The organism is Streptomyces triticisoli (assembly GCF_003270085.1).
GTDB classification, from domain to species: domain Bacteria; phylum Actinomycetota; class Actinomycetes; order Streptomycetales; family Streptomycetaceae; genus Streptomyces; species Streptomyces triticisoli.
Map to the genome: position 1 here is coordinate 1 of NZ_QFDQ01000023.1, position 17234 is coordinate 17234.

Below are 17234 nucleotides of genomic sequence, written 5' to 3' on the forward strand. Positions count from 1 at the left end.
CTCACAAGCTCGTTGACATCACGCACACCAGAACAACGACGGCCGTCACCCTTCGTCACCACCGATTACGGGACAGAGCCGTTGACCGTACAGACCCGGGGGTAGCTCCTATGGCCGGACGACGACTACCCCGAGCGCATCGGCATCGACGTTCTTGGGACTGCTGACCTGCTGCAATGCTGGCTGCGACTGCCGGGCGCCAGGAAGCGCGGTTCTGGCCCGCAGCCAGTGGGCAAGCGGGAGGCGTCAAGCCCGCTGGGTCCTATGGGACAAACCGCGTCAGAAGGGTTCCGTCATCTCCTCCATGAGTTCCGGCAGTCTGCGCAGCTTGGACAGCGTCTGGTTGAGTAGGCGCACGGTCGCATCGGCCCGCTGTCGGCTGATGGGGTGGTCGACGGACGCCGCGCGGCTCTGTTCCGCGAGGTGTCCGAGGAGTTCGCCGATCTCGGCGGAGGCCGCATGCAGGCCACGGATCTGTTCCTCGACTCGGGCCATCAGAGCCTCGAGGGTGAGAGGTTCCTCGGGGGAGGGGGCTGAACTGTCGGCCTCGTCGGGCTCATCGGTGGCTGGCACCTTGGACTGGACCGGGACCGCAGGGGTGAGCGCCGGCGCGGGAGGACGTGCGGGCGTTGATGTCACGAGTGAGGGCGTTGGTGGCATGGGTGAGAGCGCAGGTAGCGTAGGCGAAGGAAGGGGGGCGGATACCGCCACTGTCGTGGGCAACGCTGGTGCAGAGGCCACGGTCTTGCGGGGCCGGGTCCCTGTGTCCTTCGGGAATGCGCTGTCGAACCAGAGCGGTGTCATCTCCCGTCCCGGCATCTCCTTGCCGGAGCCGCTAACGCGCCAAGGCCGCCGATCCCCGTCGTCCATGGCCGCGGCCAGCGACTTCAGTACGCCGACTGCCATCATCCGGCTCTTCTCGTACCGCAGAGCCTGCAGGCAGTTCATGACGGTCCTGCGGGATCGGCGAACCCGTTCCCCCGCGTCGCCGATTGCTTCCTGGCCGTCGAGCGAGCCCCGATCTGCCTCGATGATGCAGAAGGAGGCGAGCCAGTGCGCCGCCCGATAGGACACCAGTTCGTCGAAGGCGTCGTCATCGGTGTCCGCGGCGGCGAGCAAGTCAGGCAGCCTGCGCCCGGAAAGGACGATGCCTTCCCGGGCCCGGGTGGAGAAGACCTGGCCCACGCGCGGGTTCCACGGTGCCGGGTAGCTCTCGGAGGTTAGCGCGGACCACGTGCGCGCCCGCTGGTTGATCTCCCCCGACTTGAGCTGGGACGGTGGGTTCTCGCTGAGCGCGCGCCGCAGTAGGTGACGCTTGCGTGGATCCACCGGAAACAGTTCCTGCAACAGTCGCATGGAGCGCAGGTCGCGCAATTCTGAGACCGTCATGTCCGCCGACGCATCCGGGAGTTCACGGATCGGCGCGAGCCCGGAAAGGACCTCCGCTGTCTTCTCGTCCATGACTTGTTGTGCCACGTACATCCCGAGAACGCTCCGCCCCAGCGCGCGTGAGCGGTCGAGGGCGTCGAACTCCAGCGGCGGGTGGACGTGATCGCGCCGGTTGTTCATCTGCACGATGCGGTAGAGCCGCTGCGGAGTGGGGGTTCCGATCACCAGATGCGCGTCCACCACAGCGATGGCGGCGGCGCGTCGCGCTCGTGAGCCGCTCGTGGGGTCCAGTTCACCGTCGCCCGCCTCCGCGAACTCCCTGTTGAGTACGGCAGAGAATTCAGGGAGCCAGTCACGGGGGTCACAGATGATCTCGTCCCCCTCTCGCTCTAGTTTCTCTGCCGGGACACCGGACAGCACTTCACTGGAGGTCAAACGAAAGATCGATTGCCGTTTTTGGGTTCGATTATTTCCTCGAACTGCCATCCAACCCCAATAGGCGTCCGGATAAAGGGGATTGCCGTCAGAGTCCCTCTCCGAGTTCTCCTCGATCCTCACTTGCTGGGCAACGTACATTCCGGGGTCCTGTTGCCCGTTGAGGACGAGGTCTTCCTCAAGATCGTATGGGCGGACACGGTCCCGCCTCTTCAGCTCGTCCGCCGCGTCCTCAGCGTTCATGATCAACGTGTGTCGGTTCGTCACGACGCTTTCTAGCGCGGCGAAACACGTCTCGCGTCCATCGTCGTCGACGCTCATCCACGGCCGGACCGAGGTCAGGGTGCGCTCGGTCCCCCGGCCGACCGTCGGGTCCGCGACGGAGCGCCAGATCGAGCTGATCCGCTCGTTATGTCCCCACAGCACACCACCGACGCCGTGCATTCGGACAACGGCAACGACCATGTCACCAGCGTCTGTGCGGATGCGCCGGACCGCGCTCGCCTTGAGCGTGCGTACGCCGTGTGCATCGGGCTCGCTCAGAGTTTCATCGGGATCAACGATGAAGGGGGCGATGTTCTCCACCGCGCCACGGGGTAGATTCACCCCCTCGGTCGCCAGCACGGCCTCGATCCACGCCTCTTGATCCTCCCGGGAAACCGGAATCGGAAACGGCCCATTGACGTTGCCCTCGCTCATGCCCTACCTCACATCATTCGGATTCCCGGAGATGTTCCATAACCCACTCGATTCCCCTGTCTGCCCACCGGTAGACCGGATTGCCCGTCACCAGTGCGACCAGCGCGAAGACGATCCGCAGGATCATTAGCCGGTCCGCCATCCACTCACGGCGCGCCAACTTGACCTCGGTTTCAGCCAGCTCCCGCTCCTTGCGCCGGATCTTCTCGGCAGATTCGTCGAAAGGATGGTCGTCATCTGGAGATGAAGGCATGGCTGAGACCCTTCGGGAAGGAGCGGCCGTACGTCGACCCGTCGGCCAACATTCGCCCCGCATGGGTGCGTTAGGAACAAGAAGGATACTGGCATCGGAAAGCAGAGGATCACCATGCTTATGCGATCGGTTCACCATATTGAGTGGAGGATCGAACTTCTGTACCTATCAGAGAGGAAGGGCTCGTGCTCCAATCTCGAGGTTAGTAAAAATAAGTCAACGGATGGCGTCCCCGCGTAGGGGTGTCGACCTTGCGCGTGAGGAAGGTTTCGAACGACTGACGGGATTGACGAATCGACGAACTAGTGGTAGGTCCCCCGGTTGTTGTAAACAATTCAGATGGGTCGCCGCCGGGCGGGATTCCACACCGTGCACGTGCGGGTATGGCGCCAGAGCGGCGTCGTTCAGGCGATGTGTCCGTTTGATCGCGTGATGCCGAGGGTGGCGAGCGGGCGGGTGCTGCCACTCGTACGAGCCATTGCGGACCGGTGGGGTGCGGTGTGGGCTGGGGCCCATGCATCGGTGGTCCCCTTTGAACGAGCGGCAGCAGGCACTCCTCGGTCGTCTCGCGGCCGGCGAGGCGCTCGATACGCACGGCGCGGGTGCGTGGCGTTCGGTATACGCATTGCGGGACCGCGGGTTGGTGACGGTCAAGCGTGGAGGCGGTGTCGTCGAGGTACAGGTCACGCAGGCCGGGAGCTTCTATCTTGAACACGGCCGCCATCCGGATCACCCGGTGCAGGCCGATGGTGCAGCGGAGGGTGCTCCGGGCTCGGGAGAGCCGGGCGCTGCCTCACCAGGTGGTGACGGGATCCGGCCTGCGGCCCGCAGACGGAGTTCCGTGCCGTATAGCGAGAGACCCGTGGCTCGGGCACGGCGTGCCAAGGCGACTGATCTCGTTGAGCGGCTCATCGCTGAGGGGAGTGTCATTGTCCTCGATCCCGACGAGGCAGAGGTGACGGAGTGGCGGCGCGCCATCAACTACGCGAAACGGCATGGCCTTGAGCCTCCCGGTAAGCGCATCGAGAAGCGGAGTCACGGCAGTCGTGGACTGGAGTTGTACTTGGCGACGGGCCCGCACCCGAACTCGCGGGGGCAGGCACCGGACGAGGCGCCGCGCGTCAGGGTTCCCGCGCAACTGCGCTCGGCGCACCCGGTCGTGGCGGCGCTGAAGGACGACGAGAGACGGCTGATGATGCCGACGGCGCTCCGTCGCCGGGCGCTCCTACTGTTTCAGGGCCTGGCCGCCGAAGCGGTACGGCGGGGATACGAGGTACGGGACCGGCCAGGCTGCTCGTGGCGCGTCGGCGAGGCCGACGTGGTCGTCGACGGTTACGCCTGTGCGGTCACGATTCAGCAGGAGTTCCCCCAGTCCACTGATCCGGAACGGTCTCGGAAACTCGTCATCGAACTCGGCTATCCGCGCTCGGCCCGGCAGAGCAGGTGGGGCGATCGCAAGCGGTGGGTGCTGGAGGACGTCCTGGGCGCGGTGTTGAAGGAGATCGAAACCCGGGCTGTGGAGGAGGTCCGGCGAAAGGAGACTGAGGCGCGGGCCAGGATGGACCGAGAGGTCCGCTGGCGAGCGGCCATGGAGAAGGCGAAGGAGCAGGCAGTACAGGCCCAGTTCGCTGAGACACTCCTCGAACAGACCGGCAGATGGCAGGAGGCAACAGCGCTGCGCGCGTACTGCGATGCCTTGGAACGCCGAATCGCGGAGGAGGCCGGCGGGGAGGAGCCCCAAGTCGCCTCAGCGCGCCGATGGCTGGCCTGGGCGCGCCGGTACGCGCAGTCCGTGGACCCGTTGCATCAACTGCCCACCATGCCGACGCCGAGGGAGCCGCAACCGGAGGACCTCAAGCCGTATCTGAAGGGCTGGAGTCCGTACGGAGCCGAAGAGAAACGCTATGGGTGGGGCGGCGTGCGTTGACGCCGTGCGCGCCGAACCCTCGGCTGAGGGCGGTATTCGGTCAAATCTCCACTCATCCAGATCGGTTGAGCGCATTGTCGTGTTTGCGGTCTGGTGGTTCCGAGATTTCACCGTGAGGATGCCCGCCGTGTCGGCGAACGGGGGCGGGAATGGGGTTCGGTCGGGGGCTGCGGGTACGAGATGGGCGCGCCCTGGAAGGAATGGTCGACGGGCCCGCGGTGCCGGTTCAAACCGGGCCTGTCGCCTCTGACAGAGGTCGCCCCCGTGAGGTGGACCCGACCTCGTCGGAGGTGACCAGGCTGCTGTGCCAGGCTGTCTACACCCGTCCCGATCGGGTCAAAGCCGTCAAGGTGTGGTGGCGCAAGATCCGGGGCAAGGAGCAGAAACCGAACAAGCCCCGGCGCAGCACTCGCAGACGCATCTACCTGGAGGGCAGTGACGACTGCCCACCCCTGGGTGAGCACATGGCCCAGTGGGTGCGGGATCACGTCCTCCACGGACCGCCGCTGCCTGTCCCGTCGTACGGATTCGACCTTGTGCCCGTCATCGCGCACAGTCTGCGTGCACGGCGACGCCGATGGCTGCGGCGAGCGCTTGTACTGCTTCTGGCCGCCGCTGTCGCGTACGCGGTCCCACGGGCCGCCCTCGTGTGGGGCGGGGCTGTCCTGCTGGCTTGCCTCATGTGGTGGGCCGGGCTACGGGCAGCCCGTAAGGGCAAGAAGTCGAGGCTGGCGCCCTCGCCCCGTCTGGCGTATCTCGTTCTGTGCGTGCCCTGGATACTCGCGGTGGTGCCCTACGAGCCGATACGCGGCGAGGCAGTCGCCCTGCGGACCGGGTTGCTCCTGCTGCCGTTCGTCCTGCTGGCCGGAGCCGTGCTCGTCTGTGTGGGAGATCGCCTCATGACGCGGGCGGCGTTGTCCGGGATCGTCCGGGACGGCATCGCGTCCGACCGTCTGCCGTGGGCATCGGCGAAGGCTACGCGCCGGATGGCTCTCATCAGCAACGAACAGACGCGGCCCGAACTGCCCTACGATCACCCGGAAACCTTCGTCGGAGCCGGACGCTATGTATGGGGCGTGGCTGACATCGGCATCCCGCTCAAGCCCAAGGACCCGGAGGTATCGGTCAAGCCCTTCGGCGAGCGTGAACTGCTGCGGAGGATGGGCGACGCCCTCAGGGAACTGGGCCGTGGCGCACGGGAGATCACCGATCCCTTGCCCGGCTGCTCCGTCACGGAGGTCCTCGGGCTCCCGTCCGATCTGTGGCTGCGACGGACCCGCGCCGCGAAGCTGGAACTGCCGGACCTGCGCGGCCTGGGCCGCCGGTCGCCATCCAGCGTGCCGGATCGGCTGTATCTGCGGGCACAGTGCGTCAGTTGGGACGGCCAGGTTGTAGTCAGCGTGTTCACGCACGCCGCGCTGGAGGCCGGCGAACTACGGCTGACCTTGCGCCCCCACGTGATGACGCCCCTCTACAACGAACTGAGTGTGGCGGACGCACTCGTGGCCAAGCGGGGGATGAGGTTGTGCGGCTGGCTGGCGGTGCAGGCTCTCTTGGATGCCTTCGACGGGCCGCTCGCACTGTGGCGGCTGGTGACCCGGCTTGGGCTCGGGGTGCAGTCGGAGGACGGCCGGGCTGAGGAAAAGGATCCGGTCAGTCTCCGTGACCGGTATTCCACCGAAGAAGTCACCGACATGCACCAGGCCGACGACGCCAAACGACACGTCGTCCTCATGCAGACCTGCATCTTCCGCACGGTCTCCGAATACCTCGAAGAGCTGGGCGTCGACACCGCTCCGTACGAGCGCCAGGTGGCCGCGGTCATCACCAACATCCAGGTCTACGGCGACAACAACGCGCCCATCCAGAACGTGGCCGGCAGCGGCATCAGCAATGTCGGCCAGGACAACAAGGCTCAAAGAGGAGGAAGTTGATGGTCGTGGGACGACGCCGTTCCGAACCGGAACAGGGACACGGCTCGGGCATCAGCATCGGCGGCAACAACACCGCTCCGCTCCAGAACGTGGTGGGGCAGAACATCTCGAACGTCCACCAGTCCGCGTCCGTCGAGGGTGCCACCGTCGACGTGGAAACCGTGCGCGATCTCCTTGCCACGTTCCGCACCGAGGTGGATCGGAACGGAGCGGCCTTGCCGAACGCACAGGTGCTCCGCGCCATGGTGGACTCCATCGACACCTCGCTGGCGGCACCGGACGCGCAGGCAGTGGGGGCACTGCGCGGGGCCGTGCAGGCGTTGCCGGCCCTGGTGGCGGGGACCGTGGTGCAGCAAGGAGGTGAGGCGCTCGCTCATGCGATTGCCGGGTGGCTGGGCTGAGGCGTCGACCTTTGTCCCCTCGACTGGCCCCGCGACACGGGTACAACGGCTCAGCGTAGCGCTGCCCTGGAGAGACAGGTGGGCATTCCTGCCCTTGGCGCCTCTCGCGGACGGACGCTTACGTCACGAGAGGGCGCCGTGGAAGGACCCCACCTGGCGATGACGTGTTTTGTGCAGGTCGGCACCTATCGCCGGTCACTCGTCCTTGGGCGATCTCAACCATGTTTCGAAGTCGCTCAGAAACTCGCCCATGGCGCCGAGGGACATCGGCGACGACTCGTACTGCGCTGAGAGGTTGACCTCGTACAGCTTGTAGGCGGGTTCGGTCTCTCGTGCTGCCGCGCACGCTTCCGCCAGCGCCCGGGCCGCGAGTCCCCGATCGCCGGCTTCCACCGCCTCCACGAGGTCGGGCCACAGCGTGTCACCGATGTACTCGACGAGCTTCCTGATATGAGCCCCTGCCTGGTGGGCGCGGTCCTTGATCGCTTCCCGCTCGGCTTCGGCACGGTCCTCGGCCCGTTGGGAGTCCCGTTCGTCGGGGTCCGCCCAGGCATGGTCGCCCCAAATCTCTTCCCAGCGCTGATCCGCCTGTGCCAGGTCGGCCTCGAACTCGCGGTCCAGATCCTCCTGCGAGAGGCGAGGATGTTCCCAGGAGTCGTCATTCTCGAACGACGACAGCGGCAGAGTGAGATCAGGTACGGGTTCGTCATCGCGCAGTGCGGTAAGCAGCAGTACGGCGTCGATCGCGGGAAGGACCTCCTCCATGTCCACCAGTCCTCGCAGGGATGCGACGGACTGCTCGACGGCCGTGTAGTCGTACTCGGCGGTCTGGTTGTCGAGATCGCCATGAAGATCGAGGACGGCGCTGCCGATCGTCTCGATCTCCTCCATGCGCGCGGCTATTTCCGTGTCGAGACGCTCCACGATCTTCCGCAGCTCGCGGACGTCCTCGACCTCTTCCTCAAGTTCGGCCACTGCTTTGGCCAGATCACCCATCTGTGTCCCCCTGTCTCGGCAGTCGCCACATTCCTCCGGAGGCAGAGTAATGGCGAAGGCTGCCCGGTCCGCTGCCATCTGGCCATGGAGACGGGCTGCCTCTGGATTGCGTCGTCAGCCATTGTCATGGGCCGGTGACCAGGGGTCCGCGGTTCGACTGATAACCCTGCTTATCAAGCGCTCGCAGACAAGGGGATCCAGATCGTCGTATCGTTCTGTGGCGCCGGGTGAGGGACCGCAGAAGGCGGAGCCGTGACCTGCGGCAAAGTCCGGCCTACGGTCGGATCGGCTGATGCGACGAGAGGTGGGCGGGGAGGGGTGCATATCGTGGTCATTGGCTCGCCGGACACGACACTACGCGCCCAGGCACCCCTCCTGGTATCGATGTCCGAGATCGCCGCTTTCGCCCGGGTGAAGCGTCCCGTCGTGTCCACTTGGCGTCGCCGTCACCCGGACTTCCCTGCAGCCATGTCCGAGAGCTCGGGAAGGCCGCTGTTCGACGGTGCCCAGGTGGCCGAGTGGTTGATCGCGTCCGGCCTGGGCAACGCCGCCCCGACGGAGCTCCGCTCCGAGCTAGCCCTCTTCGGCATCATCGCGCTGCGGGACCGGTTCACGCCGTGGCAGCTGGTCGAGACATTGGGAAGCCTCCTGTGCCTGCGCCGGCTCGACGGCCGGCCGCTGACCGAGGGCACGGACGGTTCCCTGAGCGACGCCGAAGCGGACGAAATCCTGTGGTCCGCCGTGCTGCGCCGCGCTGAACGGATCGACGAGGAGGACGATTTCGTCCTCCGGGAGCTGCGTTCCCTCGACGCCGCCGCGGCCCCGCTCGTCCGCCTCGCCGAGGACCTGGTCGAGGCCGCCTACGACGAGCGCGGCGCGTACGAGTGGCTGCTCGCCGCCCGCTCCCGGCTTGGCCTGGGCTCCCTCGCCGCCGACTCCGTCGCCCCCGAGCTGAGCCGCTTGCTCACCCAGCTCACCGACCTCCGCATCCGGCTGGAGCACGGCGAGTCCCTCGTCCTCGCCGACCCGCACGCTCGTGCCGGCGACCTGCTCGCCGCGCTCCTCGACGACACGGACGACCGCGAGCGCGTCACCGTCCTCGCCGCCGACCCCGATGACCGGCTGGCCCGCATCACGCGCCGCCGCCTTCTCCTCGCGGGCGTCAGCGAACTTGACCTCGACGTCCAGACCGGCCCCGATCTGGAGGAGCACCTCGCGGACCCGGACCTCGTCGTCACCCAGCTCCCCTACCGCCCCGGCGAGAACCGTTCCGTACTCACCGCCCTGGCGGAGGTCGAGTACGTCGCCGACCTCCTGCGCCCCGGCTGTACGGCTCTCGTCCTGGGTCCGGCCGACGCGCTCGTGGACGAACTCAAGGACACCGAGGCGTCCCAGCTCCGCTCAGCCCTCCTGCGCGGCAACGTCGTCGAGTCCGTCATTGCGCTCCCCGGCGGCGTCCTGCCCTTCCGCCCCGGCTACCGCCCCGCGCTGTGGACGCTCACCCGCGGTCCCGTCCCCGAGGCGGAGGGCAAGGTTTTACTGGCCGACATCAGCTCCGATCAGCTCACGGCGGATGTGCGCATGCGACTCGCCGAGGACGTCCTCCTCTGGCGTGCGGAAGGCTTCCGGGCGCTCGACGGCCACGACCCGCGCTACGGCCGCGTGATCTCCATCGCCGACCTGGACCGAGCCTTCGGCGGCCCGCTGACCCCGCCCGCGCCGCCGGCCTCCGCGATCTGGTCCGACAAGGTCATCGAACGCCCGGCCCTGATCGCCGAGGCCGAGGCGCGCCTGGAGCGCGCGACGGCGGATGCCCGCGCGTACGAGGACGAGCAGGGTCCCTACCGAGGAGGCGTACTGCGTCGGGTCGACCGGCTGCCCCGGCGCACCACCCTCGGCGGGCTGATCGCCGACCGCAGGGTGACCAGGCTCCCCGGCCACCGCGTTGACGACCGGCACCTCACGGCGGACGGCCACCACGCCGTCCTGGGCCCCGAGGAGATCACGGGCGAACGGCCCGTCGGCGCGCGCCGCATCGACCGGCTGGTCCTGGCCGCCGAGTACAACCGGGTGGCGCTCACCGAACCCGGTGACGTCGTCTACACCCTCACGCCCCGCCTCGGCCTGTACGTTGACCACGACGGGTTCTCGGTGGTCGCCTTCCCGGCCCGAGTCCTGCGCGTCGACCCCGGCGCCCTCCGCCCGCTGACCCCGCGAGTCCTGGCGGTCCTGCTGGGTGCGGCCCGGGGCACCGCCCGTATCATTAAAAAACCTGCGCGTCGACCCCGGCGCCCTCCGCCCGCTGACCCCGCGAGTCCTGGCGGTCCTGCTGGGTGCGGCCCGGGGCACCGCCCGCAGTCCCAGCGCGGTGCGCCCCGCCCGCCGCATCGAGGACTACCAGCTCCCCGACCTCGAACCGGACGAGGTGCTGTGCTTCGACGCCCTGCTGACCGAGGCCGAACACCGGGAACGCTTGCTGCTCGCCCAGGCCGACGCCCTCGCCGAGGCCCGCGACCTGACGATCGCCGGCCTGGCGGACGGCACGCTCACTCTCGCTGATCCGTACGCCTGACCCGGCCACCATACAAAGCCATCCACGCCCACCCATCGACCACTCGGAAGAAGGAACGATGCCTCCCCGCAAGCGAGCCGCAGCAGCCGCCGGACAGGGCGAACTGCTCAGTGTCTCCAGCACCAAGGAGATCCAGGACATCCTGTGGAAGGCCGCGGACAAGCTCCGCGGCTCCATGGACGCCGCCCAGTACAAGGAGTTCGTGCTCGGCCTGGTCTTCCTGAAGTACGTCTCCGACGCCTTCGCCGAGCGCCGCGAGGAACTGGCCGCCGACCCTGAGCTGGCTCAGATCCCCGAGCACCGCCGGGCGGCCTTCCTGGAGGAGAAGGACGAGTACACCGAGAAGAACGTCTTCTGGGTGCCCCCGACCGCCCGCTGGGACTACATTTCGGAGAACGCGGCCAGCGCAGAGGGCGGCGTCGGCGCACTCCTCGACGCGGCCATGGACGAGGTGATGAAGGCCAACAAGGCCCTCACCGGTGTCCTTCCGAAGATCTTCAACCGCGACAACGTCGACCAGAACCGTCTGAAGGAACTCGTCGACCTCATCAGCGACGCCCGCTTCACGGGGCACGGCGACCGTCCGGCACAGGACGTGCTGGGCGAGACGTACGAGTACTTCCTAGAGCGCTTCGCCCGCGCCGAGGGCAAGCGGGCTGGCGAGTTCTACACCCCGTCGAGCGTGGTCCGCCTGATCGTCGAGGTGCTGGAGCCGTACGAGGGGCGGGTGTACGACCCGGCGTGCGGCTCGGGCGGCATGTTCGTGCAGAGCGGCAAGTTCGTCGAGCGGCGGAAAGGCAAGGACCACACGCACGACCTGGCGATCTACGGCCAGGAGGCCAACGAGCGCACCTGGCGCCTGGCGAAGATGAACCTCGCCATCCACGGCATGGACCCCAAGGGCATCGGCGACCGCTGGGCGGACACGTTCGCGGACGACAAGCTGCCGGACCTCAAGGCAGACTTCGTGATGGCCAACCCGCCGTTCAACATGTCCGACTGGGCGAGGAAGTCGGACGACCGGCGCTGGCGTTACGGCACCCCGCCCCAGTCGAACGCCAACTACGCGTGGCTCCAGCACATCGTCTCCAAGTTGGGCGACCGGGGCAGCGCGGGCGTGGTCCTGTCCAACGGCTCGATGTCGTCCAAGCAGTCGGGCGAGGGCGAGATCCGCGCGGCGATGGTCGAGGCGGACCTGGTCTCCTGCATGATCGCCCTGCCGGGCAACCTGTTCCGCACGACGGCGATCCCGGCGTGCCTGTGGTTCCTGACGAAGGACAAGTCACCGCAGGGCGCGAAGGCGCTGGAGGACCGGCGGAGCCGGGTCCTGTTCATCGACGCCCGCTCCATGGGCACGATGGTCGACCGCACGGAGCGGATCCTCACGGCCGAGGACCTGGAGAAGATCTCCGACACGTACCACGCGTGGCGGGGCACGAAGTCGGCGAAGGACAAGGGCCTTACGTACGAGGACGTTCCGGGTTACTGCTACAGCGCCACGCTGGAGGAGATCGAGAAGCACGACTATGTGCTGACGCCGGGGCGGTACGTGGGGGCGGCGGAAGTCGAGGAGGACCCCGACGCGGAGCCGGTGGGGGAGCGGATCGCCCGGCTGACCAAGGAGTTGTTCGAGCAGATGGACGAGTCGGCTCGGCTGGATGCGGTGGTGCGGGAGCAGTTGGGGAGGATCGATGGCTGAGTGGCGTGAGCGCAAGCTGGGCGAACTCATCAAAATTAAGCATGGGTTTGCCTTCAAAGGTGAGCACTTCAGTGATCGGCCAGGTTCTGGCCCAGTACTGGTAACTCCTGGAAATTTTGCTGTGGGTGGGGGATTTAAGAAAGCGAAGCCGAAGTTCTATACCGGTGAATTTCCCCAAGAATACGTGCTCGGTGAAGGTGATTTGATTGTCACGATGACCGACCTAAGTAAAACGGTCGATACGCTAGGTTATGGTGCGCTCGTCCCTGGTGATGCGGTGTACCTGCATAATCAGCGTATTGGTCTGGTGCAGTTTTTGGAGCCGTCTGGCGTGAATAAAAGATTCCTGTGCTACGCCATGCGTACCTCTGCTTATCGGCACCATGTCATTGCCGGAGCGACTGGCAGTACGGTGAAGCATACGAGTCCCAGTAGAATCTGTGAGTACTCGATAACTTTGCCGCCTCTTCAGGAGCAAGAGGGAATCGCTGGTGTCCTCGGGGCGCTGGACGACAAGATCGCGGTCAACGAGCGCATTGCGACTCTTGCCCTTGAGCTTGCAGACGCACAGTACGCCCGCGCTGTTCGAGAGTTGGATTTCGGGCCCGAGACGTTTGGTTCGGCAGCTGCTGTTGTCGGCGGAGGGACACCCAGTACGAAGAAAGAGGGTTATTGGGGTGGGGGGATTGCTTGGACCACTCCAACGGATGTAACCGCGCTGTCTGCGCCATACCTCTTTGAAACCAGCCGGACCATCACGGACAAGGGGTTGGAGAATTGTGCATCGCAGCTCTACCCGGCGCAGTCCATCTTCATGACCTCTCGTGCAACCATTGGGGCTTTTGCTCTGCCGCAGATGCCCGCTGCGGTAAACCAGGGGTTCATCGTTGTTCTGCCGCCAACCGAGGAGCTTCGATGGTGGCTGCTTCATGAAATGCGCTCTCGCGTGGATGAAATGATCAGCCTGGCTAATGGATCGACTTTCCTAGAGCTGAGTCGCAAGAATTTCAAGGGCATGCCGATCCGGTTGGCGAGTGACCAGAGTACCGCCGAGTTCGCGCAGGCTGTTTCACCACTGCATGGCAAGGCTGCTCAAGCAACGGCCGAATCGCGCACCCTGGTCACCCTCCGAGACACCCTCCTCCCTCAACTAATGTCCGGCAAGCTCCGCGTCCGTGACGCTGAGAAGATCGTGGAGGACGCCGTATGACCACCGAGAGCGGCAGCGAGCACACCCCCGCCCACCTCGACGCCAAGATGACCGAGGCCACCTGGGAGCGCCTCGCCTTAGAGGAGCTTCGCGAGCTGGAGTGGGAGGTCAAGGCTGGCAAGGATCTCGCCCCCGGCACCGGGCACCGCCGGGACTGGGACGATCTGATCCTGCACGACGAGCTTCAGCTGGCCGTCGAGAAGCTGAACCCGGAGCTGTCCGCAGCTGCAGTCCAGGAAGCCCTCCGTATCGCCACCGATCCTGCCTCCCGCGAGGCGTACCCGGAGAACCGGCAGGCGCACGAGTACCTGACCGCTGGCATCCGGCTGACCTACGTCGATGAGTTTGGCGCCGAGCAGGCCCCGACCGTCCGCCTCGTCGACTTCACGGACCCCGACGCGAACAGCTACTTCGCCGTCAACCAGGTCACCGTCCGGGAAACTGACGGCAGCCACCGCCGCTTCGACATCGTCCTGTACGTCAACGGCCTTCCCCTCGCCGTCGTCGAGCTGAAGAGCGCATCCGACAAGAACACGACCCTCAAGTCCGCACATGCCCAGCTCCAGACCTACGTCTCGGAGTTCCCGATCGCGTTCCGCTACAACGTGCTCTGTCTCGTCTCGGACGGCATAACCGCCAAGTACGGCACGGTCTTCACGCCGTACGAGCACTTCGCGCCCTGGAACGTCGACCACGAGGGCGAGCGCGTCGACACCAACGCGCCCGGCTACGACGGTGTGGACGCGCTGAACCTGGCTCTGCACGGCCTGTTCACCCAGGACCGGTTCCTCTCCCTCACCCGCAACTTCGTCAACTTCCCCCCGCCCAAGCCGGGCGAGCCCCTCTCGGGCAAGCGCATCGCGAAGCCGCACCAGTACTTCGCGGTCAAGAAGGCGGTGGACGCGGTCGTCGCGGCGTCCCGCTCGACCGGGCAGGCCGGTGTCGTCTGGCACACGCAGGGTGCGGGAAAGTCCGAGGAGATGGTGGAGACAGCCGCGCTGGTCTCCCGCCACCCGGCCCTGAACAACCCCACCATCGTCGTCATCACCGACCGCACCGACCTCGACGACCAGCTGTACGACACCTTCCTGGACAGTGAGACTCTCCTCCAGCAGAAGGCCCACCAGTTCAACACGCGTGAAGAGCTGCGCACCGCGCTGAAGGAGCGCACCGTCGGCGGGATTCTCTTCACCACCCTCCAGAAGTTCGGCCTGAGCAAGGAGGAGAAAGACGCCGGCAAGTCCCACCCTCTCCTCTCCGAGCGCCGCAACATCCTGGTGATCGTCGACGAGGCGCACCGCTCGCACTATGACAGCCTCGACGGATACGCCCGCCACCTGCGCGACGCCCTCCCTTACGCCACCCTGCTCGCCTTCACCGGCACGCCGATCTCGAAGGCGGAGGCCGACACCCGCGCCGTCTTCGGCGAGTACATCGACGTGTACGACCTGAAGCGGGCCGTCGACGACGGGGCCACGGTCCGCGTGTTCCACGAGCCGCGCGTCATCGAGGTCGACCTGCCCAAGGGCGTGGACCCGGGCAAGATCGACGAGCAGGCCAACAGCCTGACCGAGGGCATGGACGACGCCGAGCGCCGTCGCGTCATCAAATACGCCACGACGATGAATACTGTCTACGGCGCCCCCGACCGGATAGCGAAGCTCGCCGACGACCTGATCGCCCACTGGGAAACGCGCCGGGAACTGGTCAAGCCGGACCTCGGTGGTCCCGGCAAGGCGATGGTGGTGTGTATGACGCGCGACATCTGCGTGTCCCTCTTCGACGCGCTGGCCGAGCGGCGGCCGGAATGGGTTGGCAAGGAAGCCGACCAGGGTGTCATGAAGATCGTCTTCCACAGTGACCCCTCCGACGAGAAACACCTACGCAAGCACGCTTTGCGGCCGTCGCAACAGAAGGTCGTCCAGGCCCGCGCCAAGGACCCGGACGACGAGCTGGAACTGCTGATCGTCCACTCCATGCTGCTCACCGGCTACGACGCGCCGCCCATTCACACCCTGTACATGGACCGCCCCATGCAGGGCGCCAACCTGATGCAGGCCCTGGCCCGCGTTAATCGCCGCTTCCGGGGCAAGCAGGACGGCCTCCTGGTTGGTTACGCGCCACTCACCGACAACCTCGCCAAGGCCCTGCGCGAGTACTCGGACCAGGACCGCAAGGACCAGACGCTCGGCGCGGACATCGAGCGGGCCATCACCGAGGTCAAGAACGAGCTGTCCACCATTAAGGGGCTGCTGGCCGGGTGCCATTGGAGGGAGTGGCTGGCCGACACCGGCCGTCCCGACTCCCGCAAGCGCGCTCTGCGGCTGACCGCCGACTTCCTGCGTGCCCCGAAGAACCCGGGCAACCAGGTCGAGCCCGGCGCCAAGCCGCTCTCCGCCCGCTTCAAGGACAGCGCCGCCCGGCTCGACCGCTTCTACCGCGTCTGTGCGATGAGCCGCGAGATCGCCGAGCGCTGCGAGGACCTGGACGACTGGCGCCGTGACATCGCCTTCTTCAGCGAGGTTCGGGCCTGGATGATCAAGCTCGACGCCGCCCAGCGCGAGGCGAGTGGGCAGCCGCTCAGCGCCGAGGTCCAGCGCTACCTCCAGGCCCTGGCGGCTTCGGTCGTCGACGCCGACGAGATCACCGACCTGTACGCGGAGGCCGGGATCGGCCGGCTGGACATCACCCGCATCAACGAGGCGCAGCTGCGCAAGCTGGAGAACTCCGAGACCCCGCACCTGGTCACCGAGGCGCTACGCCGCATGATCCAGCAGAAGATGCGCGAAGTGACCAAGCACAACGTCGTTCGGAACGAGAGCTTCTCCAAGCGCCTCGACGACCTGATGAAGCGGTACATGCTTCAGCAGCTCACCAGCGCACAGGTCATCGCCGAACTCGCCGCCTTGGCGAGGGAGGTATCGGCGGAGGCCCGCCGCGGCGAGCAGTTCGACCCGCCGCTCAGCCACGCCGAGTTGGCCTTCTATGACGCGGTCGCCCACCGCGACATGGCCGAGCTGATGGAAGGCGGCCAAGACACCCTCGCCGACATTGCCCGAGCCTTGGTGAAGGACATTAGGAAGAACCTCTCCGTCGACTGGCTCTCCCGCGAGCCCGTCCGGGCCAAGCTGCGCACTCGCATCCGCCGCGTGCTGGCGATGTTCGACTACCCGCCAGAGGAGGAGCGCGAGGCGGTCGACCTCGTCCTCAAGCAGATGGAGATCGTGGCCGCCCTGTGGGCGCCTGCCGCGAAGTAGACGCGAACGCGACGGGTGGACCAAATGTGGCGGTCCGCCCGTTACGGGTAGTGTGCTCGATTTATGGTGCAAACTGTCGCGCGATAGTTCGTCTCCTCACCACGAAGCGCGCGGCTCGCCCGATGTCTCGCCGCCCGATGTATGGAGGAGCGGAGCTCCCTGCTGGCGCCGGACGTGTCGTGCACGGTCGCCCTCGCCGTCGGCGAACTTGCCGCGAGCGCCGTACAGCAGGGTCGAGTTCCCGGGTGTGACTTCGGTCTTCGGCTCGCCCTCGACGCGGCTGCGGGCCTGGTTCGTATCGAGGCCGCGGACGCCACCACCGCGAAGCGGTCGTCCGCGGCTCCGCCCTGCTCATACCCCGAGTGGGCCTGGTCGAGGACTGCTCCTGTGGGCGCCCTGACCGTGCGGTGGGGGTCGGAGCCACGTCGACCCGTGAGTGAGATGGCATGGGTGGGGGCGTCT

The 17234-nt window shown here is 66.6% G+C and carries 10 protein-coding genes; 7 read left to right on the forward strand and 3 right to left on the reverse strand.

Translation table 11 applies throughout. The features are described from left to right. Positions 1–279: 279 nt before the first annotated feature. Both DEP02_RS04650 and DEP02_RS04655 read right to left on the reverse strand, forming a co-directional pair. Positions 280–2523, reverse strand: coding sequence for a hypothetical protein (locus tag DEP02_RS04650; protein WP_112466044.1), 2244 nt, complete (start codon positions 2521–2523; stop codon positions 280–282). A 13-nt stretch (positions 2524–2536) separates the two neighbouring features. Then, positions 2537–2776 carry a hypothetical protein gene (locus DEP02_RS04655; RefSeq protein WP_112466045.1) on the reverse strand — a complete coding sequence of 80 codons (240 nt, stop codon included), beginning with the start codon at positions 2774–2776 and terminating at the stop codon, positions 2537–2539. Between the two features lie 532 nt (positions 2777–3308). Here DEP02_RS04655 and DEP02_RS04660 point away from each other — a divergent pair. The 3 genes from DEP02_RS04660 to DEP02_RS04670 all read left to right on the forward strand — a co-directional run bounded on the left by DEP02_RS04660 (position 3309) and on the right by DEP02_RS04670 (position 7038). Beyond that, positions 3309–4703 (forward strand): hypothetical protein, encoded by a 1395-nt coding sequence (locus tag DEP02_RS04660; RefSeq protein WP_232838958.1) that lies wholly within the window; start codon positions 3309–3311, stop codon positions 4701–4703. Between the two features lie 290 nt (positions 4704–4993). After that, positions 4994–6637: an AbeC-like domain-containing protein gene (locus DEP02_RS34350; RefSeq protein ID WP_232838959.1), complete on the forward strand. Its 1644-nt coding sequence runs from the start codon at positions 4994–4996 to the stop codon at positions 6635–6637. Further along, positions 6637–7038 (forward strand): hypothetical protein, encoded by a 402-nt coding sequence (locus DEP02_RS04670; protein WP_112466047.1) that lies wholly within the window; start codon positions 6637–6639, stop codon positions 7036–7038. The genes DEP02_RS34350 and DEP02_RS04670 overlap by 1 nt, the downstream gene beginning before the upstream one ends. Positions 7039–7233: 195 nt before the next feature. On the opposite strand, the gene DEP02_RS04675 is transcribed toward DEP02_RS04670, so the two are convergent. Further along, positions 7234–8034: a hypothetical protein gene (locus DEP02_RS04675; protein WP_112466048.1), complete on the reverse strand. Its 801-nt coding sequence runs from the start codon at positions 8032–8034 to the stop codon at positions 7234–7236. A 468-nt stretch (positions 8035–8502) separates the two neighbouring features. Here DEP02_RS04675 and DEP02_RS04680 point away from each other — a divergent pair, with 468 nt between their 5' ends. The 4 genes from DEP02_RS04680 (at position 8503) to DEP02_RS04695 (ending at position 16772) form a co-directional block, all read left to right on the forward strand. Further along, positions 8503–10593, forward strand: coding sequence for an N-6 DNA methylase family protein (locus DEP02_RS04680; RefSeq protein WP_198668280.1), 2091 nt, complete (start codon positions 8503–8505; stop codon positions 10591–10593). A gap of 71 nt (positions 10594–10664) precedes the next feature. Beyond that, positions 10665–12305: a class I SAM-dependent DNA methyltransferase gene (locus DEP02_RS04685; protein ID WP_112466049.1), complete on the forward strand. Its 1641-nt coding sequence runs from the start codon at positions 10665–10667 to the stop codon at positions 12303–12305. Then, on the forward strand, positions 12298–13515 hold the full coding sequence (locus DEP02_RS33260) for a restriction endonuclease subunit S (protein ID WP_157977367.1): 1218 nt from the start codon (positions 12298–12300) through the stop codon (positions 13513–13515). Before DEP02_RS04685 ends, DEP02_RS33260 begins: the two co-directional genes overlap by 8 nt. Further along, a complete protein-coding gene (locus DEP02_RS04695) occupies positions 13512–16772 on the forward strand; it encodes a type I restriction endonuclease subunit R (protein WP_112466050.1) in 3261 nt (1086 codons plus the stop codon). The genes DEP02_RS33260 and DEP02_RS04695 overlap by 4 nt, the downstream gene beginning before the upstream one ends. Positions 16773–17234 lie beyond the last annotated feature (462 nt).

Coding starts and splice junctions, on each gene's coding strand:
- DEP02_RS04675 (WP_112466048.1), bottom strand. CDS start 8,034: ATGGGTGATCTGGCCAAAGCAGTGGCCGAACTTGAGGAAGAGGTCGAG.
- DEP02_RS04685 (WP_112466049.1), top strand. CDS start 10,665: ATGCCTCCCCGCAAGCGAGCCGCAGCAGCCGCCGGACAGGGCGAACTG.
- DEP02_RS04655 (WP_112466045.1), bottom strand. CDS start 2,776: ATGCCTTCATCTCCAGATGACGACCATCCTTTCGACGAATCTGCCGAG.
- DEP02_RS04695 (WP_112466050.1), top strand. CDS start 13,512: ATGACCACCGAGAGCGGCAGCGAGCACACCCCCGCCCACCTCGACGCC.
- DEP02_RS04680 (WP_198668280.1), top strand. CDS start 8,503: ATGTCCGAGAGCTCGGGAAGGCCGCTGTTCGACGGTGCCCAGGTGGCC.
- DEP02_RS33260 (WP_157977367.1), top strand. CDS start 12,298: ATGGCTGAGTGGCGTGAGCGCAAGCTGGGCGAACTCATCAAAATTAAG.
- DEP02_RS04650 (WP_112466044.1), bottom strand. CDS start 2,523: ATGAGCGAGGGCAACGTCAATGGGCCGTTTCCGATTCCGGTTTCCCGG.
- DEP02_RS04670 (WP_112466047.1), top strand. CDS start 6,637: ATGGTCGTGGGACGACGCCGTTCCGAACCGGAACAGGGACACGGCTCG.